Origin of the sequence: Desulfopila inferna (genome assembly GCF_016919005.1) — a bacterium.
In the GTDB taxonomy this organism is placed as follows: domain Bacteria; phylum Desulfobacterota; class Desulfobulbia; order Desulfobulbales; family Desulfocapsaceae; genus Desulfopila_A; species Desulfopila_A inferna.
Genome location: NZ_JAFFQE010000001.1, coordinates 451,232 through 473,883 on the forward strand (window position 1 = coordinate 451,232; position 22,652 = coordinate 473,883).

28 protein-coding genes are annotated in these 22,652 nt (G+C 49.0%); 25 read left to right on the forward strand and 3 right to left on the reverse strand.

Annotation, left to right across the window (positions count from 1 at the left end; translation table 11 throughout):
- The first annotated feature begins 5 nt into the window (after positions 1-5).
- The 25 genes from JWG88_RS01885 (at position 6) to JWG88_RS02005 (ending at position 20,317) form a co-directional block, all read left to right on the forward strand.
- A complete protein-coding gene (locus JWG88_RS01885; protein ID WP_205231991.1) occupies positions 6-998 on the forward strand; it encodes a flagellar motor switch protein FliM in 993 nt (330 codons plus the stop codon).
- Between the two features lie 2 nt (positions 999-1,000).
- Positions 1,001-1,384: a flagellar motor switch protein FliN gene (gene fliN, locus JWG88_RS01890; protein ID WP_205231992.1), complete on the forward strand. Its 384-nt coding sequence runs from the start codon at positions 1,001-1,003 to the stop codon at positions 1,382-1,384.
- Between the two features lie 5 nt (positions 1,385-1,389).
- A complete protein-coding gene (locus JWG88_RS01895) occupies positions 1,390-1,779 on the forward strand; it encodes a FliO/MopB family protein (protein ID WP_205231993.1) in 390 nt (129 codons plus the stop codon).
- Positions 1,776-2,534: a flagellar type III secretion system pore protein FliP gene (gene fliP / locus JWG88_RS01900; RefSeq protein WP_205231994.1), complete on the forward strand. Its 759-nt coding sequence runs from the start codon at positions 1,776-1,778 to the stop codon at positions 2,532-2,534. Before JWG88_RS01895 ends, fliP begins: the two co-directional genes overlap by 4 nt.
- Before the next feature lie 9 nt (positions 2,535-2,543).
- Complete coding sequence (gene fliQ / locus JWG88_RS01905; RefSeq protein WP_205231995.1) at positions 2,544-2,807, forward strand: flagellar biosynthesis protein FliQ; 264 nt, start codon at positions 2,544-2,546, stop codon at positions 2,805-2,807.
- A gap of 8 nt (positions 2,808-2,815) precedes the next feature.
- Positions 2,816-3,595, forward strand: coding sequence for a flagellar biosynthetic protein FliR (gene fliR, locus JWG88_RS01910; protein ID WP_205231996.1), 780 nt, complete (start codon positions 2,816-2,818; stop codon positions 3,593-3,595).
- A gap of 250 nt (positions 3,596-3,845) precedes the next feature.
- Positions 3,846-4,913 carry a flagellar biosynthesis protein FlhB gene (gene flhB / locus JWG88_RS01915; RefSeq protein ID WP_205231997.1) on the forward strand — a complete coding sequence of 356 codons (1,068 nt, stop codon included), beginning with the start codon at positions 3,846-3,848 and terminating at the stop codon, positions 4,911-4,913.
- Positions 4,913-7,009 (forward strand): flagellar biosynthesis protein FlhA, encoded by a 2,097-nt coding sequence (gene flhA / locus JWG88_RS01920; protein WP_205231998.1) that lies wholly within the window; start codon positions 4,913-4,915, stop codon positions 7,007-7,009. The genes flhB and flhA overlap by 1 nt, the downstream gene beginning before the upstream one ends.
- Entirely contained in the window at positions 6,999-8,309 is a 1,311-nt protein-coding gene (gene flhF / locus JWG88_RS01925) for a flagellar biosynthesis GTPase FlhF (protein ID WP_205231999.1), read from the forward strand. The genes flhA and flhF overlap by 11 nt, the downstream gene beginning before the upstream one ends.
- Entirely contained in the window at positions 8,302-9,210 is a 909-nt protein-coding gene (locus JWG88_RS01930; RefSeq protein WP_205232000.1) for a MinD/ParA family protein, read from the forward strand. Before flhF ends, JWG88_RS01930 begins: the two co-directional genes overlap by 8 nt.
- A 2-nt stretch (positions 9,211-9,212) precedes the next feature.
- Positions 9,213-9,944 carry a FliA/WhiG family RNA polymerase sigma factor gene (locus JWG88_RS01935; protein ID WP_205232001.1) on the forward strand — a complete coding sequence of 244 codons (732 nt, stop codon included), beginning with the start codon at positions 9,213-9,215 and terminating at the stop codon, positions 9,942-9,944.
- Between the two features lie 32 nt (positions 9,945-9,976).
- Entirely contained in the window at positions 9,977-10,390 is a 414-nt protein-coding gene (locus JWG88_RS01940; RefSeq protein ID WP_205232002.1) for a hypothetical protein, read from the forward strand.
- Between the two features lie 223 nt (positions 10,391-10,613).
- Positions 10,614-11,363, forward strand: coding sequence for a flagellar basal-body rod protein FlgF (flgF, locus tag JWG88_RS01945; protein ID WP_205232003.1), 750 nt, complete (start codon positions 10,614-10,616; stop codon positions 11,361-11,363).
- A gap of 61 nt (positions 11,364-11,424) precedes the next feature.
- A complete protein-coding gene (gene flgG / locus JWG88_RS01950; RefSeq protein ID WP_205232004.1) occupies positions 11,425-12,210 on the forward strand; it encodes a flagellar basal-body rod protein FlgG in 786 nt (261 codons plus the stop codon).
- Between the two features lies 1 nt (position 12,211).
- Positions 12,212-13,159, forward strand: a complete 948-nt coding sequence (flgA, locus tag JWG88_RS01955; protein ID WP_205232005.1) for a flagellar basal body P-ring formation chaperone FlgA — start codon at positions 12,212-12,214, stop codon at positions 13,157-13,159.
- A 1-nt stretch (position 13,160) separates the two neighbouring features.
- Positions 13,161-13,850, forward strand: coding sequence for a flagellar basal body L-ring protein FlgH (locus JWG88_RS01960; protein WP_205232006.1), 690 nt, complete (start codon positions 13,161-13,163; stop codon positions 13,848-13,850).
- Positions 13,851-13,866: 16 nt separating this feature from the next.
- Positions 13,867-14,991, forward strand: a complete 1,125-nt coding sequence (locus JWG88_RS01965) for a flagellar basal body P-ring protein FlgI (protein WP_205232007.1) — start codon at positions 13,867-13,869, stop codon at positions 14,989-14,991.
- Positions 14,992-15,004: 13 nt separating this feature from the next.
- Positions 15,005-15,313, forward strand: a complete 309-nt coding sequence (locus tag JWG88_RS01970) for a rod-binding protein (protein ID WP_205232008.1) — start codon at positions 15,005-15,007, stop codon at positions 15,311-15,313.
- Between the two features lie 338 nt (positions 15,314-15,651).
- Positions 15,652-16,212 carry a hypothetical protein gene (locus JWG88_RS01975; RefSeq protein WP_205232009.1) on the forward strand — a complete coding sequence of 187 codons (561 nt, stop codon included), beginning with the start codon at positions 15,652-15,654 and terminating at the stop codon, positions 16,210-16,212.
- 22 nt (positions 16,213-16,234) lie between these two features.
- Positions 16,235-16,525, forward strand: coding sequence for a flagellar biosynthesis anti-sigma factor FlgM (gene flgM, locus JWG88_RS01980; RefSeq protein ID WP_205232010.1), 291 nt, complete (start codon positions 16,235-16,237; stop codon positions 16,523-16,525).
- Entirely contained in the window at positions 16,525-16,881 is a 357-nt protein-coding gene (locus JWG88_RS01985; protein ID WP_240194219.1) for a flagellar protein FlgN, read from the forward strand. Before flgM ends, JWG88_RS01985 begins: the two co-directional genes overlap by 1 nt.
- Before the next feature lies 1 nt (position 16,882).
- Complete coding sequence (gene flgK, locus JWG88_RS01990) at positions 16,883-18,307, forward strand: flagellar hook-associated protein FlgK (protein ID WP_205232011.1); 1,425 nt, start codon at positions 16,883-16,885, stop codon at positions 18,305-18,307.
- A 44-nt stretch (positions 18,308-18,351) separates the two neighbouring features.
- Positions 18,352-19,371: a flagellar hook-associated protein FlgL gene (gene flgL / locus JWG88_RS01995; RefSeq protein ID WP_205232012.1), complete on the forward strand. Its 1,020-nt coding sequence runs from the start codon at positions 18,352-18,354 to the stop codon at positions 19,369-19,371.
- A 230-nt stretch (positions 19,372-19,601) separates the two neighbouring features.
- Entirely contained in the window at positions 19,602-19,853 is a 252-nt protein-coding gene (gene csrA, locus JWG88_RS21825; protein ID WP_205232013.1) for a carbon storage regulator CsrA, read from the forward strand.
- Positions 19,853-20,317, forward strand: a complete 465-nt coding sequence (locus tag JWG88_RS02005) for a flagellar assembly protein FliW (protein WP_205232014.1) — start codon at positions 19,853-19,855, stop codon at positions 20,315-20,317. The genes csrA and JWG88_RS02005 overlap by 1 nt, the downstream gene beginning before the upstream one ends.
- Before the next feature lie 99 nt (positions 20,318-20,416).
- Here JWG88_RS02005 and JWG88_RS02010 read toward each other — a convergent pair whose 3' ends face one another.
- The 3 genes from JWG88_RS02010 to fliD are packed head-to-tail and all read right to left on the reverse strand — an operon-like array spanning position 20,417 to position 22,621.
- A complete protein-coding gene (locus JWG88_RS02010) occupies positions 20,417-20,833 on the reverse strand; it encodes a hypothetical protein (RefSeq protein WP_205232015.1) in 417 nt (138 codons plus the stop codon).
- 20 nt (positions 20,834-20,853) lie between these two features.
- Positions 20,854-21,279 carry a flagellar export chaperone FliS gene (gene fliS / locus JWG88_RS02015; protein ID WP_205232016.1) on the reverse strand — a complete coding sequence of 142 codons (426 nt, stop codon included), beginning with the start codon at positions 21,277-21,279 and terminating at the stop codon, positions 20,854-20,856.
- Positions 21,280-21,283: 4 nt separating this feature from the next.
- Positions 21,284-22,621 (reverse strand): flagellar filament capping protein FliD, encoded by a 1,338-nt coding sequence (gene fliD, locus JWG88_RS02020; RefSeq protein WP_205232017.1) that lies wholly within the window; start codon positions 22,619-22,621, stop codon positions 21,284-21,286.
- Between the last annotated feature and the right edge of the window lie 31 nt (positions 22,622-22,652).

Below are 22,652 nucleotides of genomic sequence, written 5' to 3' on the forward strand. Positions count from 1 at the left end.
CCATTTTGGAAGCTATTCTCAGTAAAAAAGAAATCGCCGACCTCCTGAAAGCTATCAAACAGGGTCAGGTATCGCTGGATCTCGACAAGAATGGGCGAAAGCATTTCACTAAAGATTGTATTCCTCTGAATCTTTTCCAGGCAAATACCTTCAGCGATGAACTAAGCAGGCTGGCGAATTTCGACATCATTCTTGATAATTTCTGCCAGAATCTGGCGATTACCCTTACGAATAATCTGCAGAGAACCTTTTCGATCAGCAGATCGCAAATCGACTCTTCCCATTTTCTTGATTTTTTGCTTGAGAATAAAGATGTAGGAGCTATTGCGGTCCTCGATATCTCTCCCTTAAAACATGGAGCATTACTCCTGGTCGACTCTCACATGTGCTTTTCCATGGTTGAGATAATTTTGGGAGCATCTACGGAAATCGAACTCATACAGCCGAACAGGAAGCTAACCTCCATAGAACTGAATATCATCCAATCCATCATGCTCAAGGGATGTGATGATCTGGACAGGGCCTTTGCTCCCCTGATCAACCTCAAAACATCTTTAATCAAGGTTGAAAGCAACAGCCGAATGGTTTCAATAACCGATGCCGATGCCGAAATACTCATAGGTACTTTCGAGGTGCGCGTCGGCGATCAGACAGGTGAAATGAAAATCGTTTTTCCCCTGTCCACCATCGATCCTCTGCGGGAAGGTCTCAAGGACCTCCTCAATGTCAACAAAGCCAAACAGGGCATATGGACAAAGGTTCTCGAACAGGAGGCCTATAATATCTACTCTGAACTCATTGCTCAGTCGGGAACTATCTCGATGTCCGTCGGTGATGTCTTAGAAATGAAAAAGGGCGATACTCTATTTCTTGACTATAACCTGAACTCCCCTCTCAAGGTTCTGGTTGAGAACAAACATAAATTTTTCGCGATACCCGGCACACATAATGGCAAAAAAGCTATAAATATAACCGGCGTCAAAGATCAAGGAGCATAATTATGGAGACACCTAAGTCGGAAAAAAGATCTGCACGACCAGACCCGGAAGAGCTTAAGGAACTGCTGGAAAAGGAGTCCGATTCTGCCGATGACATGCCGCGCCAGGGCAATGGCTCACTCTCATCGCGCGGGCTGGATTTCCTCTACGATGTACCTCTGCAGGTTTCTGTTGAGGTGGGCCGGTGCAAGATTCTGCTCAAGGACCTGCTCAGCATGTCGGAAGGTTATGTAATTGAGCTTGAAAAGCTGGCCGGCGAACCACTTGACCTGTTCGTTAATTCGAGACTGATCGCTCATGGTGAGGCTGTTCTCGTCGGCGAGAAATTTGGTATTCGTTTAACGGATGTGGTCAGTACCAGCGACAGGGTTGAAAAACTGGGTTGAATATCATGTATCCACGAACTGTTACTATACCTTCCTTTTCATTCCTCGCAACCGTTGTCTCCAGCAGTTGTGCGCATGCAGCCGAATACGATGCGGTGAGCTCCGGCTTGCGCATGCTCTGGGGACTGCTGATCGTATTAGCAATAATGTTCGTGCTGTATACCTTGCTCCGCAAGCGCGTTTCTGCATTCCAGCAGCAGGGTAAAGGTATTATAAAGGTTATCGAAATCAAACATATTCCACCCAAAAAATCATTGCTGCTGATAGAGGTTCGCGGCAGGGAGTTCCTGGTTGGAGCAGGAAGTGATGCCATAACCACCATCATTCCTCTGCAGCATGGTGCATCCTTTCCCTCTATCCTTGAAAAAACTCAAGAGAAACGGCAGCATCCATGAAATCTTCAGCACCTGCTCTTTTCCTTGCGGCGATAACGCTTCTTGCTGTTATTGCGCTGCCGTCAATCTCTACGGCAGTCGGCCTGCCGACCTTGACCTTCGGTGTTGAAGACGCCGAGAGCACCACCCAGGTTTCAAGCGCTCTACAGGTTCTTTTTCTCCTCACCATATTATCGATTGCACCTGCGATTCTGCTGATGATGACCAGTTTCAGTCGTATTGTCATTGTTCTTGGCTTTGTCAGAATGGCAATGGGAACAAACAATATGCCGCCGACTCAGGTTGTAATCGGGCTTTCCCTGTTCCTGACCTTCTTTATTATGTCGCCGACCCTGAACGCGATTAACAACGAGGCCCTACAGCCCTATCTCAGCGAAGAGATCAGCCAGCAGGAAGCACTTGAAAATGCCCTCGAACCTATGCGTGACTTTATGTTTTCCCACGTCATGGAGGCGGAACTTGCTCTCCTCAGCGATCTGACCCTGGAAGCTGAGCCTCTAGACAAGGAGGATATTCCCACCATGACCCTGATCCCGGCGTTCATGCTTTCCGAGTTGAAGAGAGCCTTTCAGATGGGATTTATGATTTATATCCCTTTCCTGGTCATTGACATGATCGTGGCCTCGGTGCTGATGTCCATGGGGATGATGATGCTTCCGCCGGTAATTATTTCCATGCCCTTCAAGCTTCTGCTATTTGTTCTTATCGACGGCTGGGGCCTTGTCGCCGGATCACTGCTGAAGAGCTTCGGTTAGGAGTAACAAATGACATCTGATCTCGCTGTAAATGTATGCATGAAAGCCATCCAGACGATTTTTATGTGCGCCGGACCAATGCTTATTGCCGGCCTGATCGTTGGCCTGATAGTCTCCATTCTCCAGGCGGCCACCCAGGTAAATGAACAGACCCTTACTTTCATCCCCAAAATTGTCTCTGTTTTCCTGACGCTGCTCCTCTTCGGCCCCTGGATAATTAATACGCTGACAAATTTTTCTCTGGGGATCTTTGAGACCCTTGCCACGTTTTAAGGGATCCAGTGTATCTCGATCTCCTGCCGGTTGAACAGTTTCAGAACTTTGCCGTCTGCACTTCCAGAGTAGCCGGTTTTCTGACGGCAATACCGGTATACTTCGGAGCGCAGACACCGATGAGGCTGAAAGCAGGACTGGTCATAGCACTCTCCCTCGTCCTTTTTCCGCTGCTGCAGCCTTATGTTGTCGATGTAGATTTCAGACCACCGGCATTTCTCCTTCTGGTTATCAATGAAACCCTGCTCGGCATGATGATCGGTCTCATCGCTCGTTTTATCTTTATATCGGTCGAGTTTGGCGGCACTATTATCGGCTATCAGATGGGATTTGCGGCGGCAAATATTTTCGACCCTCAAAATCAGCGTCAGACCGCACTTATCTCACAATTCCAGAACGTATTTGCAATTTTGATTTTTCTTTCCCTGGACATACACCATTATTTCATCCGGACTGCAGTTCATTCCTATGAAGTTCTGCCCCCAGGAAATCTCAACTTCAGCGGCGAGGCCGTTCCCTATCTTGTCGAGCTTTCCACCAGGATGTTTATCCTGGGCGCTCAATTCAGTGCACCAATCCTCGTTATCCTGTTGCTGTCCGGGCTTATCCTGGGCATTCTCTCCCGCACCTTTCCGCAACTCAATGTATTCCTGCTCTCCTTCCCCATCAACATTGGTATTTCTTTCGCCGTCATTGGTTTGACTTTAGGACTGGTAAAGATCCTTTTAAGTCGGGAATTTGACATGCTGCCGGATCGAATGTTCTCCCTGCTGCAGTATCTCAATTGATGGCATCGCGATAAGCACCCGCGTAAGGGCATAAACTCCGACTTCGAGAAAGCCCGATCTCCGGCGTTGCCTTGTACATCGATCTTTTTATCTAGCTATCTGACATCGTGATGACTTTTCACGAATCCATCTCAATTGATTTAATACTACTTTTTTCCGTAATTTAATCTGGCGTTTTTCTTGCAGCTAGCAAATCTTGTCACACCATTAACAAAATGATCTATTTAACAAAACTCAATGAGTTTTTTATATGGCGGCAGAGAACCAGGCAGGCGAACGCACCGAAGAAGCAACGGCAAAACGGAGGAATGATTTCCGTGAAAAAGGCCAGGTTGCACAAAGCAAAGAAGTGCATACTGCCGCCATTTTCACCATTCTTCTTCTCTTTTGGGTTTTATATCTCCCCATATTTATAACTGAATTCACAACCATACTGACACTGATACTGGAGGCCGGCGCCGATATCATCATAACACCTGCCAAGACAATGGAGCTTGCTTTTTACCTGGCACAAAAGCTGGGTCTGCTGCTCGCCCCCCTCTTCGTCCTTGTTCTCATAATCGGTTTTTTTTCGTCTTTCTTCCAGATTGGCTGGCTTTTCACCACTAAACCGTTTCAGCCTGATATTAACAAGTTCAATCCCATTACCGGTGTTGGCAGAATCTTTTCTAAAAAATCCATCGTCGAACTGATAAAGTCTATTTTTAAAATCATATTAATAGGATGGGTCGCTTACTCCACTGTCGCCAATAATTTCGAACAGGCCCTCACTCTGGTGGACAGCAGCATCTCCGAGACCTTGAGATTTTTAGGGAGGACCGCAGGTGTTATTCTTGCCAAGGTCTGTGCCGTACTCATTCTGCTCGCCTTTATCGATCTCATCTTCGTCCGCTATGAGATGGAGGAGAAGATGAAAATGACCAAACAGGAGGTAAAGGAGGAACATAAGGAATCCGAAGGCGATCCTCTGGTCAAATCTCAGATTCGTGCTATACAGCGCCAGATGGCGCAAAAGAGGATGATGGCAGAGGTCCCGCATGCCGATGTCATTATCACCAATCCCACCCATATTTCTGTTGCTGTTCGCTATGATTCCGGCAAGATGGACGCTCCCGTCGTGCTGGCAAAGGGAGCCGGGGTCATCGCCATGAATATCCGCACGATAGCCAGGGATAACAATATTCCCATCATCGAAAACCCGCCTGTGGCTCGCTTATTGCATACTGTGGAGCTGGGTGCTGCCATTCCTGAAGAACTTTTCAAGGCAGTCGCTGAAATTCTCGCACATGTCTACTCATTGAAAGGAAAGAGCATATAATGGCAATCTCCGGCCTGCAGAACAGATTCAACGTCAACCAGCTGAAGTTTTTTGCGGGAAGAAGCAACGTTGTGGTATCGCTGGGTTTCGTTTCTATTCTGATGATCATGATCATCCCTTTGCCGCCGCTGCTCATCGATCTTTTTCTTTCGGCCAACATCACTCTGGCCCTGCTCATACTGGTCATCACCCTATATACCGTCAAGGCCGTGGAGTTCTCTATTTTCCCCTCCATTCTCCTTACCGCCACTCTATTCAGGCTCTCTCTCAATGTGGCCTCGACGCGCCTGATACTCCTCAGGGGAGATCAGGGACCGGAAGCAGCAGGAACTGTGATCCAGTCATTTGGCCAATTTGTGGTGGGAGGCAACTATGTTGTCGGAATTGTCGTCTTTGCCATTCTCGTTCTCATTAATTTTATGGTTATCACCAAAGGCGCCGGCAGGGTTGCTGAAGTGGCCGCACGATTCACTCTCGACGGTATGCCCGGTAAACAGATGGCCATCGACGCCGATCTCAATGCCGGACTTATCGATGAAGACCAGGCACGGCAGAGGCGGGAAGATATATCCAACGAAGCAGCCTTTCACGGCGCCATGGACGGTGCCTCGAAATTCGTCAAGGGTGATGCCATAGCTGGCATTATCATAACCCTTATCAATATTGGCGCGGGATTTGTCATCGGTGTCCTGCAAAAGGGCATGCCGATCGCCGAAGCTGCACAGATTTATACCATCCTGACCGTGGGGGACGGCCTGGTCGGCCAGATACCGGCGCTCATTATTTCGGCATCCGCCGGTTTGCTGGTCACCAGGGCCACCGGGAAAAAAGACTTCGGCACCGATCTTCACACCCAGTTTACCACCTATTCTATTGCCTTATGGGTCGTTGCCGCAATTCTGCTGATTTTTGCCTTGATTCCCGGTCTGCCCTTTCTGCCTTTTCTGGCAATCTCCATTTCGCTCGCAGCGCTGGCCTACTATCTGGATAAAAAGAAAGTAACTGAGGCGTTGATCCCCGAAGAGAAAAAAGAAGGACCTCCGGTACGCACCACCGAAAATTATGAAGAAATGCTCAATGTGGATCTCCTCGAGCTTGAGGTCGGCTACGGACTTATCCCCTTCGTCGATTCCAATCAGGATGGGGAATTGCTGACCCGCATTCAGTCAATCCGTAAACAGTTCGCTATCAACAATGGGTTTATTGTCCCTCCGATCCATATAAAAGACAACCTGCAGCTCAATCCCAATCAGTACACCCTCGCCCTGAAAGGCATTCAGGTTGCCGAAGCGGAGATTCTTCCAGGGTATTTCATGGCAATGGATCCGGGCATCGTTACCGAAAAGATTCCCGGAATAGACACGGTCGAACCGGCATTCGGCCTGCCGGCAATCTGGATCAGTGAGGATAAGAAAGAAAGGTCCCAGATAGCGGGTTATACCGTAGTCGACTGTACCACGGTCATGACCACGCATATTACCGAAGTCATAAAAAAACATGCTCATGAACTCATCGGCCGGCAGGAAGTACAGAACCTTCTCGACAATCTCCTGAAATCCTATCCCAAACTGGTGGAGGAGCTGGTCCCCGCTGTCCTCTCCCTGGGGACCATCATGAGGGTTCTGCAAAACCTGCTCAGGGAAGGCGTCTCCATACGTGATCTTCGTACAATTCTTGAAACAATGGCTGATTGGGCTCCTGTCACCCAGGATACCGATATTTTGACAGAATACGTCCGCCATGCCCTTTCCCGGACTATCTGTTCACAGCTTGTCGATAATGGCGTCATACCGCTGATGACCCTTGCCAAGGAGGTGGAGGATAAAATACAGCAGGCTATCCAGCATCGTGAGCAGGGCAGCTATCTTGCAATAGACCCGCCAACGGCACAGAAAATACTCGATGCAATCGGCGAGACAAGTAATGTTTTCCAGGGAGGCCATATGCCTACCCTGCTCGTTGCTCCGCAGATACGGCCTCATGTACGCAGTTTGACGGAGAGATATTATCCGGCGCTGACGATTATTTCTCATAATGAGATCGCGCCTGATTTGAAAGTTAAATCTTTAGGGACAGTGACGATCGATGCAAGTTAAGGTTTTTGAAGCCGCCGACATGGCATCCGGGCTGAGAAAAGTACGTCGGGAACTCGGACCCGATGCATTGATACTTTCAACCAGAACCGTGAAAAGCGGCAAGCTGGGACTCCTCGGCAAAAATACTCTTGAGATAACGGCAGCCATCGACAAGCAATGGCCGGAGCCTCCTCCGGTTTCGGGCAATTCGGCATCCCTTTCAAGAGCCGACAAAGCGTATCGTCATAACAGTCAAAACAGCAGCAAAAACGTAAAAAATACCGCTGAAAATGATGCCGGGCTCTCCCCTCACCCTGCTGTGGCAGCTTCAGGCCCGGGAGGCGGATTCGGCAATCCGACGGTGGATTCTCCGGCACTGCTACGTGAATTTGATGAACTCAGGAATATGGTCAAAGGCCTTGCCGGCGAAATATCACGGATCAGTTCCAGCGCTCCTCCACTAGAAACTCCAGCAGGCAGGTTGCCAATACATAACCTTGAGCACAAACTTCGTTCTTCCTCGAGCGGAAACATCGTTGAAGAGATTTTACTCAACCGGGGAATCACCAATGAGGCGGCTCGAATTATTTCCACATTCGCAGGTGAGCGCCTCAATGAGGCTGATCTGGCGGATGCCGGTAAGGTCTATGGGTTCCTGCATACTACCCTCGCCGATATATTGACGGTGAACACTCCCGACTTCAGCGACAACAGCACTCAGAAAAGAATGGCCTTTGTCGGGCCGACAGGGGTCGGCAAAACCACAACTCTGGCCAAAATCGCCGCCAAGTACCTGTCCTCGCAGTCGAACTCCATCGCCTTGATAACCATCGACACCTACAGAATCGCCGCGGTAGAGCAGTTGAAGGTATATGGTGAAATCATGCATCTTCCCGTAGAGGTGGTGATCACACCACAACAGCTTAAAGAGGCACTTGACAAACATCGCGGCAAAGAGCTTATTCTCATAGATACGGCAGGCAGAAGCCCGCACGATGCTCTGAGCATCATCGATCTGCAGAGTTTCTTGCCCCCCGAACTGGAGATAGACAATTACCTTGTGCTCTCCGCCACAACCCGTGACAATGAGCTATTGGAGGCATATGCCCAGTTCAATCAAATTCCTCTGCACAGCACTATTTTTACCAAGATAGATGAATGTTCCAGACTTGGCGTACTGCTGAATATTCAGGTTCAAAACGGCAATCCTATTTCCTATGTCACCAACGGACAAAGAGTACCCGAAGACATACTGGAAGCAGACAAAAACCAATTAGCACAACTAATAATTCCATCTCCCAACGGAATCGTACATGATTAATCAAAAACAATCATCAGCCGATCAGGCACAAACACTGCGGGCCATCAATACCGGAAAATCTGCGGAAAGCATCAGCCGAAGCAACGAGGCTTTCACCCAGGTATTTTCCATCACCAGCGGCAAAGGCGGTGTCGGAAAGACGGCTGTTGTCGCTAACACCGCCGTTACTCTGGCCAAGATGGGGAAATCGGTCCTTATTCTTGATGCCGATCTGGGGCTTGCCAATGTCGATGTGGTTTTCGGGTTGGCTCCCCAATTCAATCTTAACCATTTTTTCTCCGGTGAACACGAACTTGAAGATATAATGGTCGAAGGACCGTACGGAATAAAGATTCTGCCGGCCGGATCGGGCATACAGAACTTCACCAGGCTGGACGGGCATCACAAAATGAGGCTGCTGGACGGCCTCGACACCATGCATGAAGATTTCGATTTTGTGCTCATCGACACCGAGGCGGGCATCTCGGAGAACGTCACCTATTTCAACACGGCGGCCCAGGAAATACTGGTGGTCACCACCCCGGACCCGACCGCAATTACAGATGCCTATGCCCTGATGAAATTGCTCTCCACCCAGTTCCATGAAAAACACTTCAATCTCATCGTCAACCAGACGCAGAATGATGAAGAAGGCCTTGATGTGTATCGAAAAATCACTATGGTCGCCAACCGTTACCTTGATATCTCCATCGATTATCTGGGATCGATCCCTGTTGATAAACTAATGATCGACTCTATACGAAAACAGAAAGTCTTTGTTGACATGCATCCTTCTTCTTCCATTGCCGATGCCTTCTCTTCATTGGCTGCCCGATTGTGTTCTGAAAAAACAACGACGCAGCCAAAGGGTAATCTTCAGTTTTTCTGGAAGAAACTCCTTAATCTGGGCAACAGGGAGTAACTATGATTTATGCTAAACAGAAGCACAGCGAAGATAAGTCCAAGCTGATTCGGGATAATATAGAGCTTGTCGATATTCTGGTTGGACGTATGGCAACACAGGTTCCGGCATTCATGAATCGCGATGATATGCGCAGCGCCGGACTGATGGGCCTTATCGATGCCGCCAATAAATTTGATACTTCGAAGAACATACTCTTCAAAACCTTTGCGGAATACCGGATTCGCGGCGCAATTTTCGATGAGATGAGGAAACTTGACTGGTTTTCCAGAACCCTCAGAGACAAACAAAGCAGGGTCTCCAAGACCATGTCCTCCCTGGAGAACAAACTCGGACGCGACCCCAGCGAGGAAGAAATGGCCGGAGAAATGAAGCTTGGTCTGGAAGAATACCAGAATCTTCTCGGTCAGGTCTCCCACCTGGGCTGCGTCAGCCTGCACGAAGCACTGGACAACAGCGGAGAAGGACGTCAGTTTATTGATGAACTTGTTGATGAAAGCAAAGGCTCATCACCGGTCGATATTCTGGAAAACAGCGAAGTGACTGCCATCATTGCCGATATTCTAGGCAATCTTCCGGAAAAAGAGAGACTGGTCATTTCACTTTATTATTATGAAGAATTAACGCAGAAGGAAATTGCCGAAGTCCTTGGGGTATCCGAAGGGAGAATTTCCCAGTTGCACAGCCAGGCACTCATTAATCTGAAAAATAAGGCTCGGACACGGCTTCACTAGTAAGAATTCAGCTCTAACGGGAAAAAATTATCATGATCCATATTGATACGGAAATACTCCTAACCATCACTCTTTTTCTCTGTGCGCTTATTACCATTCGTTCGATGTATTTGAGAAGACTTCTCATCAGGGACAGGACGAAACTTGGTGAAGCCCTCACCGCCCTCGATTGTGCCGCCGCTGAACTGGAAAAACTACGGCAAATGCAAAAACGTTTCCAGAACTTCAAGGCAAACCTCAATCAGGCAGAACTCGCCACCAAAATCCAGCAGCCCCGTTTGGAGTTAAGCCGGAAAAACGGCGAGCTGCGCACTCCCGAGCGTTATCAATATATTCATTCACTGGCTGAAAAAGGAATAAACGCCTCCGATATCGCCTCCATCCTCACCATATCCAACCAGGAGGCCGACCAGCTGGTCGCTCTTGCCAATCTTTCCCGGAATTGAGTTTCTCTGAAACTCCCTAAAGCCGACATCCAATTCCCCGGAGGGGTAAAGTCGTATAACCGGTGGTTTCAACCACCGGACCTTGAGACGTTTACGGATAATTGATGTTCATTTCTCGTTTTTTATCACTGGTTTTGGGAAGTAAGGTACTAAAGATAACCCCTGTCCCTGCCGATATACTACTGACTCAGAAAAACCATCAACATCAACAGAAAAGGAAATCATGGTCTCAGGTAAATACAGCGCTCTCTCCGGTGCCATAGCACGAGAACAGAGTATCGCCAATACATCTGCCAACCTCGCCAATGTCAGCACCATCGGCTATAAAAAGACCCGGATGAGCTTCGAGTCGATCCTCAAGGAGGAGCAGCAGATCGCCGATACCAAAGGTATTAACTACAGCAGAGTAAAAGGGAATTATATTGATTTCTCCCAAGGTCCTCTGAAGGAAACCGACAGCCCTTTGGATGTTGCCATAATGGGAGACGGATTCTTCAAAATTCGCAGTGCCCAGGGCGACCTTCTCACCCGTAAGGGAAATTTTGTCCTGGACGATACAGGCAGACTGCTCACTGATACGGGAATGCCGGTTTTAAACAATGGCGGCGGTGAAATTTTCATCCGGGCCGAGGATACCGCTTCCATCGTTATCGATCGGGCCGGCAATATTACCGGCGTGGGTGCCAATGGCGAGCAAACTCCCTTCGGGCAGCTGGCCATCGTCGATGTTGACGACAAATCGCTCCTTGAAAATGAACTTGATACCGCTTATTCGGTACCGCCCGAAGCGCTGGAAATACCCGCCGAGAATTTCCGTATATCACAGGGCAGTCTGGAAGTTTCAAATGTTAATATGACCGATGAAATGACCAAGATGATATACGACAATCGCCTGTTCCAGGCTTACCACAGTGTCCTGGAGAGCTATTCGAAACTTGGTGAGAAACTTGAAGCGCTGGGCACGCTTGCCTAACCCGGCCAAAGAATGATGTGAGCTATTCACTATCGCAGACAGATACGAGAAAAGAGAGGAAATGATTCGATCACTCTATACCGGCACGACCGGCATGAATTCCCAGCAGTTGAATATCGATGTTATTGCCAATAACCTGGCCAACGTCAGTACTACCGGATTCAAGAAGTCCGTTAACAATTTCCAGGATCTGCTCTATGAAACCATAAAAGTTCCGGGCAGCCCGACATCGGCGGATACCGAATCACCCACCGGTATCATGGTGGGACTTGGAGTGCGGCCCTCTGCCGTTGCCAAGGTATTCAGCCAGGGAGAGCTGATCCAGACCGAAAATGAGCTCGATGTCGCCATCGAAGGCGACGGCTTTTTCCAGATAGAGCTTCCCAACGGCAACACTGCCTATACGCGTGACGGTTCCCTCAAGCGCGACAGTGACGGCAGGATCACCAACTCCAATGGCTATCCGGTGCTGCCCGCCTTGACCATACCGGAAGGCTCCAGACAGATCACCATAAGCGATACCGGTATTGTCAGCGTCGTTTTGGCAGGAGACAGAGAAGCCACCGAGGTCGGCACCCTGGAGCTTGCCGTCTTCACCAATAATGCCGGACTTTCCGCCGCAGGCAATAATCTCTATCTTGAAACCGGCGCTTCAGGGGCTCCCGCGGTCTCCAATCCGGGCGACGACGGTTTCGGTCTGCTCATCCATACATTTCTCGAGGGATCCAATGTCAATATAGTCCAGGAACTCGCCAATATGATCACTGCCCAAAGGGCTTACGAGATCAATTCCAAGACCATCCAGACTTCGGATGAAATGATGCAAGCCACAAACCAGTTGGTGTAATATGTTACTAAGATATTTTCTGATTTTACTTTTTCTCGCTATCGGCGTACCGGCCCATGCGCTGGAAATCTCTTTTCTCCCTAAAGCAGATGTTTCCGATAAATTTATAACTCTGGGAGATATTGTTGAATTCGATACGGATGATGATCTGACTCGTGCACTCGCCGACCAGGTAATTTCCAAATCTCCCGAACCGGGCGAGCAGAAATTTCTTCGTTCCGCGGATATCATCAAAAATATCATCCGCAAAACCACGCTGTCCAGATCGACTCTCTGGTCCGGGTCCGCGACAGTAAAGGTTTTTCGTCAGGGAGTGCGGATAGTACCGAAGATGATAGAGAACGAAATCGGCATCTATCTGAAGAATAATAAAAATCAATTGCCGGATGCAGATATTCGCTTTGTTTCAGGAGCAATGCCTCTCCCTTTTTCGGTTCCAAAAGGCGATCTCACCTGGGAAATCATTCCATCGAGCCCTTCCATTATCGACAGTACCCGTTTTGCCGTTATCATTCGGGTTGACGGCAGGGTGAGAGAGAATTTATCGATACCGGGAAAAATCGAGGCCATTGCTTCCACGGTGGCCGCTACCACTCCCTTGGAAAGAGGTGCAATTATCACCCCGGACAACATTCACCTGGTCCGCACGGATATCACCGAGCTTAAAAATCCCTGTCTCGACCTCCGCTCCATTCTCGGCAAGCGGTTGACCCGTTCGGTCAGAGCCGGCAATGTCATCAATACCTCGGATGTCGAGTTTCCGGCAATTGTCCAAAAAGGGCAGCTTGTCAAAATTTTCATCAGACAGCGCCGATTAGTTCTGACAGCTACCGGAATTGCCAACATGGACGGCAAGCTCAACGAAGTGATCAGGGTCCGCAATGCCAGCTCCAATAAACTTATTTATTGCAAGGTTACCGCACCTGGAATCGTGGAGGTTATTATCTAACATGAAAAACTATATTATCATTGCCGTACTGGTCCTGCTCACCTCCTGTTCAGCAAAAAACTATTCGGACCTGACCGAAATTCCCGAGCCTCTGGAAGAAATTCAGCATGCCGATGCTCAACCGCAGGGTAATGGTTCCCTGTGGTCGCATCGTACCGATTCCATCTTTGCGGATCATAAAGCCCGGAGCATCGGCGACATTGTCACCGTGACCATTTCCGAGCAGGCGAGCGCCACCAAGGAAGCAACTACAAGTTCCGGTAAATCATCAAACTGGAATGCCGGCATATCCAATTTTTTCGGGCTTGAAAACGCCAAGTTCATAACCGACAGCTCTCTCAGCCCTGATCTCACCAATCTGATCAATACCAGTGCCAGCAACTCATTTGACGGCAGCGGCAAAACAGTGCGCACCGATGATCTCCGGGCCTCACTGACAACCCAGGTTGTGGGCAGATACACCAACGGAAATTTAAAAATCCGAGGCGGCAAGGAAGTAACGGTCAACAATGAGGTTCAGGTCATATATATCACCGGAATAATCCGGCCTGTCGATATTACCGCGGCTAACACCGTCGATTCCGAGAAAATATTGAACGCACGCATCCACTACACCGGCAAGGGCGTCATTAGCGACAAACAGGAACCGGGGTGGCTTACCCGGGGTATCGACCATATCTGGCCATTTTAAGTAAATCGAAACCATTATGAAATTCACTCAATTTTCACGAACCCTGCTTATTACCATCACCATTTTCTTTATCGCAGCAACAGCCAATTCGGCGCGGATAAAAGACATCGCCAACCTGCACGGCGTACGGACCAACCAACTGATCGGATATGGTCTGGTCACCGGTCTCAACGGCACCGGTGACGATATGAAGAAGACCACTTTCACCCTGCAGGCCATATACAACATGATGGTAAGAAACGGTATTTCGATTGATCCCAAGGAACTTGACGGAGTCAAAATCGACAATATTGCCGCGGTGATGGTTACAGCCACCCTGCCGCCTTTTTCACGGCCCGGCAGCCGGATCGATGTGCTCGTTTCCTCCATGGGCGATGCAGACAGCCTGGCCGGCGGCACCCTGTTGATGACGCCGCTCAAAGGGGCCGATGACAACGTCTATGCCGTTGCTCAGGGACCATTGTCCATCGGCGCTTTTTCCTTTGGCGGAAAAGCCGCCAAAGCTCAGAAAAATCATCCGACCGTCGGCAGAATATCCAACGGTGCGATAATTGAAAATACCGTACCGGTAGAACTCGGCGAAGATGGAAAAATAGTCTATCAACTCAATAATGCCGACTTCACCACTGCCACCAGGATGAGCGATTCCATCAATCGGATTTTTGGTAAAAATACTGCGTTTCCCAATGATTCAGGCACGGTAATTGTTCATATACCGGAGTCTAACCGGGACAACGTCGTCTCCTTTGTTTCCGAAGTCGAATCCATTGAAATACTATCCGATTCCGTGGCCCGCGTGGTTGTAAACGAGCGTACCGGAACCATTGTCATGGGGAAAGACGTCAAGCTCTCCACCGTTGCCGTCTCGCACGGCAATCTCAGTCTTGTCGTCAAGGAATACGAGGACGTTGTTCAGCCAAATCCGCTTGGCGAGGGTGACACCGTCGTCACTCGGGAAACTTCGCTCGAAGTCGTCGAAGAAGAAGGCCGGCTTACGGTCCTGGATCTTCCCCATGGCGTGAGCATCGGCGAAATAGCGAGCGCCCTCAACGCCATCGGCGCCACTCCTCGCGATCTCATCGCCATATTTCAGGCAATCAAGGCATCCGGCTCCATGCAGGGTGAACTCATAATACTATAACTTTTTTTATATCATGAATCTCCAAATAGACCCGAGAATTACCCAGTCCGTTACACCGACCTCACCTTCGGTTGCCCCTGACAAGGCTAAAAACGATAAACAGCTTCGTCAGTCAGCCCGAGAATTTGAGGCTATATACATAAATGAAATGTATAAAGCCATGCGAAAAAACATTCCTGAAGGAGGCCTTCTGGAGAAATCCTCCGCCACGACAATGTTCGAGGAAATGCTGGATATGGAAATGGCGCGAAAAACAGCAGCCGGGAAGGGTATGGGAATCGGTGAAGCGATGTATGATCAGCTGAAAGGCAATATCAAATAACAGTGGTTGCCCAAGAATCTGCCCAGATTATCCGCCGTTTCTTTTTTCCTACCCCAGCTGAGCTGGACTCTTTACAGTACCGGTATAAGAACCTTTAGACACAAGAAAATAAATCTGTAAGGTACTAACCCCGTTAAGCCGTAAACGGCCGGGATAAGCACCATGGTTGTAGATGTAGTTTACTGATTTCAAATACATTTCCCGTCTTCTTGTATTTTTTGTCAGCTTTTGTGGAGTAAAGTACTAAAGTTTTCTGCAACAAAGCCGATATAATAAATAGAGAAATATAAAGAAAACATGCATGGATGCATGATTCTTTTTCGCAAGGAGGCGGCAGAGTGGTTAATTCTATCAGTAACAGCTTTGTGTTGGATGCGATGGCAGCCAACGCAGATCATCGCCCCCGGGAACGGGTAGATAAAAGAAGAGAATCCGGTTCACAAAAAGCAGCCATGGATACAGTAACACTTCAACAGAGCTCAACACCGGCCGCAACATACTCCACTCCTCTTTCTTCCGGAGAGATTGCCGATAAAGGCGACGAAATGCTCCGTAAACTTGTTACTACCCTGCTCGGTGAACAGGGTGCCAACTCTGTCATAGCCGCTGCTGATTCGGTGATCGATATAGGCGAAATCAGCCGGGAAGAAGCCGCTGAACTTATAGCGGAAGACGGCTATTTTGGTGTTGGACAGACATCGGATCGTATAGTAAAATTCGCCATAGCTATGGCCGGCGGCGATGCCGGCAGGCTTGATGCAATAAAAGAAGGTGTTGAAAAAGGTTTCAATGAATCCCTTGAAGCATTTGGTGGTTCACTGCCGGATATATCCCACACCACCTTTGCCGCGGTAATGGAAAAGCTTGATGCCTGGGCTGCTGAGGCAGATGGCAAATAAGCTCAAACAATCGGGTGACGATATGAGTATTGATTTTTTTGGAATCGGCGGACCGGGACAGATTGGTGATTTAAAGAATACACAGAAATCACAATCGGGAAAAAAGACGGAAGCCGTACAGAATCCGGACCAGGTACAATTTTCAGCAGTGCTTCAGGATGTGAACAAGGCAAAACAGTCTGAAAGCACCATAAGTGCGGAAAGAGCAGCAAAAGTGCAAGCTCTCAAGGCACAGATTGCTGAGGGTTCCTACAAACCTGATCTGCATAAGGTCGCTTCTTCCCTGCTGCAGTTCATTGTCGAGGAGAAATAATGATGAATGCCGGAACCACGCGTGAAAATCTGCTGGCACTGAAAGATGCGATCATCCAGGAGAGAGAGCAGGCAATAAACCTCAACCTTGACGGCATGTACACCGCCATGAAGGCCAAGGAAGATCTGATTCAGGTTCTGGCGCATGTCAAAAGCATCGATAAGGCCGACCAGCCGCTCGCCGAACATATCCGGCATGAAAACCGCAGGAATGCCTTTCTCTTTAAATCCACCCTCGGCTGGATAAGGGAGACCATGGAATTCTTCGGCAAGAGAACCTCGTCTTCAACCTATTCCGCAAATGCCGGTACCGTCTCTTCGGAAACAAACGGCAGATTGCTCTCGGGACGGATCTGATATGGGCGGTGGACTCTTTTCCGCACTCAATGCGGCGCGGACCTCACTGGAGGTCAACCAGAAGTCGATCGAGATAGTCGGCAATAATATCTCCAATGTCAATACCCCGGGATATTCCCGACAAAGCGCTACTCTTTCCACCTACCCCGCTGTCAATTTCGGGGATTTTTTTGTGGGTCAGGGAGTAAAGGTAAGCGATGTCCGCCGCGATCACGACGTCTTCGTCACCAACCAGCTGCGCGACAAGGTGGTCGACCTTGGACTCTTTAACGGCCAGACCCAGTCCCTTAATGAACTTGAGCGTATATTCAATATTTCAGAGGAGAATATCGCCACAGATGTCGACAGATTTTTCGACTCCTGGCAGGAGTTGTCCGCCAGTCCCAGCGATCTTGTTCTCCGGGATATCGTCATTCAGCGCGGCGAGCTGCTGTCCACCAATTTTAACAATACCGCCAACGATCTGCAGACCGTCAGAGAAAACATCAACGACACCATCGTTTCCAAGGTAAGCGCCATCAATTCCAAGATCGAGGAGGTTGCCGACCTCAATCAGACAATCTTCAATATTGAAATACGCGGACAGACTGCCAATTCGGCACGGGACAAAAGAGACACGCTGGCCAATGAGCTTGCTGCCGCTCTCGGCGCCGAAAGCTATGAATCGCCCAATGGCATGCTCTCGGTCAATCTGCCGGGAGGCCTGCCTTTAGTCCAGGGCACCGAAGCCATGACCATCGAACCGGTTTCCTCTGGCGCCGACATGGACCTGGTCCTGCACGCCGGCGGAGTAACGCGATCCATCAATGAAAGACATCTTGGCGGAGAATTCCAGGGAATGCTTGAAATGCGCGACAATTTCATCCCCGCACTTCGGGACGATCTGGACCGCCTCGCCTATGAAATCAGCAGCCAGGTCAATCTTCAGCATGCAGCAGGTGTCGGACTCGATGACAGCACCGGTCTCAGCTTCTTCTCCGGTCCCACTGCGGCATCGACAACGCCACCGGCCCCGCTGCCCGCTGATTACCTCAATGCAGCACGAAATATGTCCGTTGTACTGGCAGACTCTAATCAGGTCGCCGCCGGCATGGGCTCACCGGCTGCCCCGGGTGACAATCGCAACGCCCTGACTATTTCAAATATTGGAGAAACCTACCTTGTCGGCGGAATAGACGATTTCAACTCTTACTATGGCAAGATGACCTCCAGGGTAGGCATACGCACCAATCAGAACGAGCTGAATTTCCAAGGCTCACAGGATGCCGTCAACCAGCTCGAAAATATGCGGGACGGTTTGGCCGGCGTCTCCCTTGAGGAGGAAATGATCGATCTGATTGTCTATCAGCGGGGTTTTGAATCCTCAGCCAAATTTTTATCCACCATTGACGAGATGATGGGTTCCCTTATCAACATCAGACGATAAATTGCAGGTCGTACTCCTTCTGCCGCTCCACAGAGGTATAGCATATGAAAGTCACGGAAAATACAACCTACAGAATGCTGCAGACAAATCTCGACCGGATTACCGGCCGTCTGGAAGACTTGCGGATCCAGGGAGCAACCGGCATAAAGCTCAATAAGCCTTCCGATGATCCCTCAGCCATCCGTCCGGTGCTCACCACCAGAACGCAGCTTCGCACTACCGACCGCTACCTCGAAACGATGGGTGTCAGTCTTGATAAGATGCAGGCTACCGACGGACATCTGGCGCATGTGGAAAATATCCTGCAGCGCGCTAAGGAAATCGGCATAAACTCCGTTAACGAAAGCCTGAGCCCCCAGGATCTTAATACTCTTGCCGATGAAGTAAATTTCCTTAAAGACGAACTTTTAGACTCTGCCAACGGTGTCATTGACGGAAAATATATGTTTGCCGGATATCAGGAGCAGACAAAACCGTTCGTCGAAAATACAGGGTATACAGATGCCGGCTATGATCCTTTAGATTCACAGACGTGGCCGGTTTTTTATATGGGAGACGGCAACTCCACACAGCTGGAGATTACACCGGGAGAACTTCAGGAAGTTACTCTGACCGGTAATGAACTCTTTATGGGTATCAGCAACGTCTCCATACAAGCCCAAAGTAATACACCGACAAACGGTTTCGACTACCAGTCGGATAAAGGTGTCGATGTTTTCAGCGTGTTGCAGCGTCTGGAAGATTCCATCAGAGCCGGTAATGTCAACAATGCACCTCCAACCACACCAGGCGACGGCATACAAAAAGGTCTCGCCGATCTGGACCTTGCCGCCGATCAAAACAGACGCTTGCGCAGTCAGCTCGGCAACCGTGCCCGCCGGGTGGAAAATGCAATCCAGAGCCAGGAAACCGTGAAAGCCGATCTGGAACAGATTCTCTCCAGATACCAAGATGCCGACGTGATTGAGACTTTCAACGATATCATAAAACAGGAGACGGCTTTTAAGGCGGCGTTGAATATTACCGCTAAGGTATCAGATATCTCGATCCTCGATTATGTCTAGGCCCTTGAACATTATATAAGAAATTTGAGTAACACCCCGTTCTTTCCCAAGAACAAGAAAACATCTATAGGTGTTTATGTGCCTAGAAAAAATGATGAGCAAATCATTTGACTTCAATCTCCTGAATGGATAATATATCATAAAATAAGCTGCTGTAGTTACTAGCTATTCACTAAAAATTGAAATCGCTTTCGCTTAAGTGCGGATTGTCGTTCTTCCAGGAGAGGACCATGCTGGTTTTGACCAGGAAAGCCGGTGAGGGTATCGTCATAGGCGATAATATCACCATTAAAATCATAGAGGTAAAAGGCGGAGGGATCCGTATAGGCATCGATGCCCCCAAAGACCAGAAGATATACCGTCAGGAAGTTTATGAGCGCATATCGGCGGAAAACCGGGAAGCGGCGCTTCACTGGCAGCTTGATGACCTAGACTCGCTCATGCCTGCCCAACATAAAGACAATAAAGATAAAAAAAAGTAATGAAAAAAATACAGACTCGTTTCGGCAAAGTTGAATACGACCCGAATAAACTCCTCCACTTCCCGGCGGGACTGATCGGTTTTCCGAATCTTCATAATTTCATTGTCATGCCCAATAAAAAGGAAGGTCCGCTCTTCTGGATTCAAAGCGTTGATGATCCCGATATCGCCTTCGTCCTCACCGACCCGACCAATTTTTTTCTCGACTATTCGGTCATTCCCGAGGAAAGCGAAAAGAATCATCTACAGATAGGCTCTGCCGATGAATGTTACGTCGTCACGGTGGTGACCGTTCCTCCCGATCATACCATTACCCTCAATCTGGCCGCCCCTATCCTCTTCTCGCCTAAAAACAACAGAGCAATACAGGTCATTCTGGAAAACACCGAGTATAAAACCAAGACTCCTCTGCCCTCCCTCGACAAAAAAGAAGCCAGAGAGGCCAGGGAAGGAAATGGTCCCTGAGTCTATCCATCAGGGCTTACAGTACACACCGAACAACGAAGCCTCCGTGAAAATACACAGAGGCTTCGTTGCTAAAGAGCTGTTCTGTGGAGTTTATGATCAGGCTGTTCTGGTGATTTGCCTTGTGTGTTTCACTGAAGGAGTATACCCCGCTATCACGGTCCTGCCTTCATTCAACCTGGCTTGTTCCGATCTGGCTACCGCCACAACCGCCTGAAGCCGGGGCATAAGGGCTTCATTTCTCTCAAGGAGAGTATGAACTAACTGCATCCTTTCGACCAGCAGAGCGTTGTCCTGCCATTGTTGCGGATCATCTCTGAAATGAGAGAGCCATACCTCGTCATTTTTCCGTGCCGCCGACTGCATTTCTTCCAGTTCTTCGGCATAATGGCCTATCCCCGAATATTCGCAGGTATCGAGCATGCGCACAAGATTATCGGAGTGGCGCAATATGGCCGTGTACTGTTCGATGGAATATTGCAAACTCTGCTCTACACTTTCTTGTATCGTTTCCATAGCCACCACTTCCGGAATCACTATAAGGAAGCCGCAAAGCGCTCGCCGTGCTCATTATGGACCGCATGTTTTTCCAAGGCATAGATCTTTGCCGCCTCGGCCCAGGTTCCGCGCAAACCTGAGAGAAGATCCTCGACGGTTTCCAGCGCCTGACGATTATTTTCGCGGTTGGCCCGGCTAAGTTCTCGGACCATAAAGCCATAGAGCGCGTCAAGGTCTTCGGCAATTTTGCCTCCTACCTCATGGTCAAGGGTATTGGCAAATTCACAGACAATTGCCATGGTCTTGCTGATATTCTCGGACTTGTCCGCCATGCGGTTCTCGTCCATGGCCTTCATGGCCTGGCGACAGAATCGGATCGCTCCGTCATAGAGCATGATGAGAATACGCTCCGGGGTAGCATTCAGTATCTGGTTGTTCTGATATTGATTTACATAGGCATTCATATTATTAACCCTTATTCATCATATTACTTAATATGTTCATCTGCTGTGACAGAAAGGTACTTTGCGAGTTCATACCACTGATCAAGCTTTCCATTGCCGTAAATCTGGCTCTTAAAGTTTCCTCTTTCTGTTCCATGCGGGCCTCCAGAGAAAGGATCCGCTGATCAATCCGCCGCAGATTACTTTCAGTACTTTCCTTACGGCCAGCATATAAGCCGGTGGCCGTATCCGTCATTTGTTCAAGGTAAGTCGCAAACTCAGCACTGATGCCATCGCTGTCGGATGTGCCGGAAAATAGGCTAACTACCCCTTCATAAATATCGGTCAAAGCATCCGACAAAGCCGTGCTATTCACGGAAATCGTACCATCGCGCTGCGTCTCAAAACCGATCTGCGACAGTGAAGAGAAGGCGCCGCTTCCGCTTTGCCGAGAAACCAATATATCCTGTAAGTGCCTCTTTATTGATCGAAAAGCTGAATCATTCCCCCAATCGGCTGACTTCTGTTCGGCGATATAGTTGATAACACCGTTATACGCATCAACAAGTCCCTGAATTTTTTCCTTGGTTGCATCTTTGTCAACTGAGACATTGACCGTTGTGCTGACATTCTGGTCAGCTTTAAAGAGTTCAAGAGACAAACCAGGAAGGGAGCTGTCGACACTATTGCTGTCACTGTAGACATCGATGCCGTCAACTACGATATGAGCCTGCTGCGCCACTTGAGTATTCGTCATCGTCGGGTTGGTGTCGGTTCCACCACTCAGCCCGGAGCTGTCAAGTGAAAATGAATCGGAAACACTCTCCCCGGTCAAAATCAGGCGGTAGGGAGTCGCCGTGCCATCATTGATAATAGTCGCCTGAACTCCCAAGTCAGAATTATTGATAGCCTCGGCAATGCCCTCCAGGCTGTTGTTCGTGCTGTCGATTGTAATTGAGGTAGACACACCGGCGACTGTCAAATCCAGCGACCCCGTGCCGAAAGTTGCCGATGTTTTATCGGCATACCCCTGGCTGACATCCTTTTGCTGTTGAGCGAGATCAACAACCGTCACCTGATAAGACCCAACGTCCGCAATCCCGCTGGCCGTAGCCGACAGATAATCCTCGGTGCTGGTTTTGACGCTGGGTGAATTGAGTTCTGCTGAAGTATCTATTGCTTCGGCTTTGGCAAAAAACTCCTGCAGTTTTCCATCCAGTTTGGAAAAGACATCCAAACGGCTTTTAAAATAGGATTGATCGTTTTCCAGGCGCTTGATCGGCGAACGTTCGATCCTCATCAACTCGGATATGATGGCGTTCGTATCGAGACCGGTTGCAAGACCACCGAAGGTAATAGCCATGATTCTTCCCTCTTTTTTTAGCCCGAACCGT

Bases quoted from the DNA above. Each gene is read 5' to 3' on its own strand.
- JWG88_RS01940 (WP_205232002.1), top strand. From the start codon at position 9,977: ATGATCCATATTGATACGGAAATACTCCTAACCATCACTCTTTTTCTC.
- flgA (WP_205232005.1), top strand. From the start codon at position 12,212: ATGTTACTAAGATATTTTCTGATTTTACTTTTTCTCGCTATCGGCGTA.
- JWG88_RS01895 (WP_205231993.1), top strand. From the start codon at position 1,390: ATGTATCCACGAACTGTTACTATACCTTCCTTTTCATTCCTCGCAACC.
- JWG88_RS01985 (WP_240194219.1), top strand. From the start codon at position 16,525: ATGATGAATGCCGGAACCACGCGTGAAAATCTGCTGGCACTGAAAGAT.
- fliN (WP_205231992.1), top strand. From the start codon at position 1,001: ATGGAGACACCTAAGTCGGAAAAAAGATCTGCACGACCAGACCCGGAA.
- flgM (WP_205232010.1), top strand. From the start codon at position 16,235: ATGAGTATTGATTTTTTTGGAATCGGCGGACCGGGACAGATTGGTGAT.
- JWG88_RS01960 (WP_205232006.1), top strand. From the start codon at position 13,161: ATGAAAAACTATATTATCATTGCCGTACTGGTCCTGCTCACCTCCTGT.
- JWG88_RS01930 (WP_205232000.1), top strand. From the start codon at position 8,302: ATGATTAATCAAAAACAATCATCAGCCGATCAGGCACAAACACTGCGG.
- JWG88_RS01970 (WP_205232008.1), top strand. From the start codon at position 15,005: ATGAATCTCCAAATAGACCCGAGAATTACCCAGTCCGTTACACCGACC.
- JWG88_RS02005 (WP_205232014.1), top strand. From the start codon at position 19,853: ATGAAAAAAATACAGACTCGTTTCGGCAAAGTTGAATACGACCCGAAT.
- fliP (WP_205231994.1), top strand. From the start codon at position 1,776: ATGAAATCTTCAGCACCTGCTCTTTTCCTTGCGGCGATAACGCTTCTT.
- JWG88_RS01935 (WP_205232001.1), top strand. From the start codon at position 9,213: ATGATTTATGCTAAACAGAAGCACAGCGAAGATAAGTCCAAGCTGATT.
- fliQ (WP_205231995.1), top strand. From the start codon at position 2,544: ATGACATCTGATCTCGCTGTAAATGTATGCATGAAAGCCATCCAGACG.
- flgK (WP_205232011.1), top strand. From the start codon at position 16,883: ATGGGCGGTGGACTCTTTTCCGCACTCAATGCGGCGCGGACCTCACTG.
- flgG (WP_205232004.1), top strand. From the start codon at position 11,425: ATGATTCGATCACTCTATACCGGCACGACCGGCATGAATTCCCAGCAG.
- JWG88_RS02010 (WP_205232015.1), bottom strand. From the start codon at position 20,833: ATGGAAACGATACAAGAAAGTGTAGAGCAGAGTTTGCAATATTCCATC.
- fliD (WP_205232017.1), bottom strand. From the start codon at position 22,621: ATGGCTATTACCTTCGGTGGTCTTGCAACCGGTCTCGATACGAACGCC.
- flgF (WP_205232003.1), top strand. From the start codon at position 10,614: ATGGTCTCAGGTAAATACAGCGCTCTCTCCGGTGCCATAGCACGAGAA.
- JWG88_RS01965 (WP_205232007.1), top strand. From the start codon at position 13,867: ATGAAATTCACTCAATTTTCACGAACCCTGCTTATTACCATCACCATT.
- flhB (WP_205231997.1), top strand. From the start codon at position 3,846: ATGGCGGCAGAGAACCAGGCAGGCGAACGCACCGAAGAAGCAACGGCA.
- csrA (WP_205232013.1), top strand. From the start codon at position 19,602: ATGCTGGTTTTGACCAGGAAAGCCGGTGAGGGTATCGTCATAGGCGAT.
- flgL (WP_205232012.1), top strand. From the start codon at position 18,352: ATGAAAGTCACGGAAAATACAACCTACAGAATGCTGCAGACAAATCTC.
- flhF (WP_205231999.1), top strand. From the start codon at position 6,999: ATGCAAGTTAAGGTTTTTGAAGCCGCCGACATGGCATCCGGGCTGAGA.
- fliS (WP_205232016.1), bottom strand. From the start codon at position 21,279: ATGAATGCCTATGTAAATCAATATCAGAACAACCAGATACTGAATGCT.
- flhA (WP_205231998.1), top strand. From the start codon at position 4,913: ATGGCAATCTCCGGCCTGCAGAACAGATTCAACGTCAACCAGCTGAAG.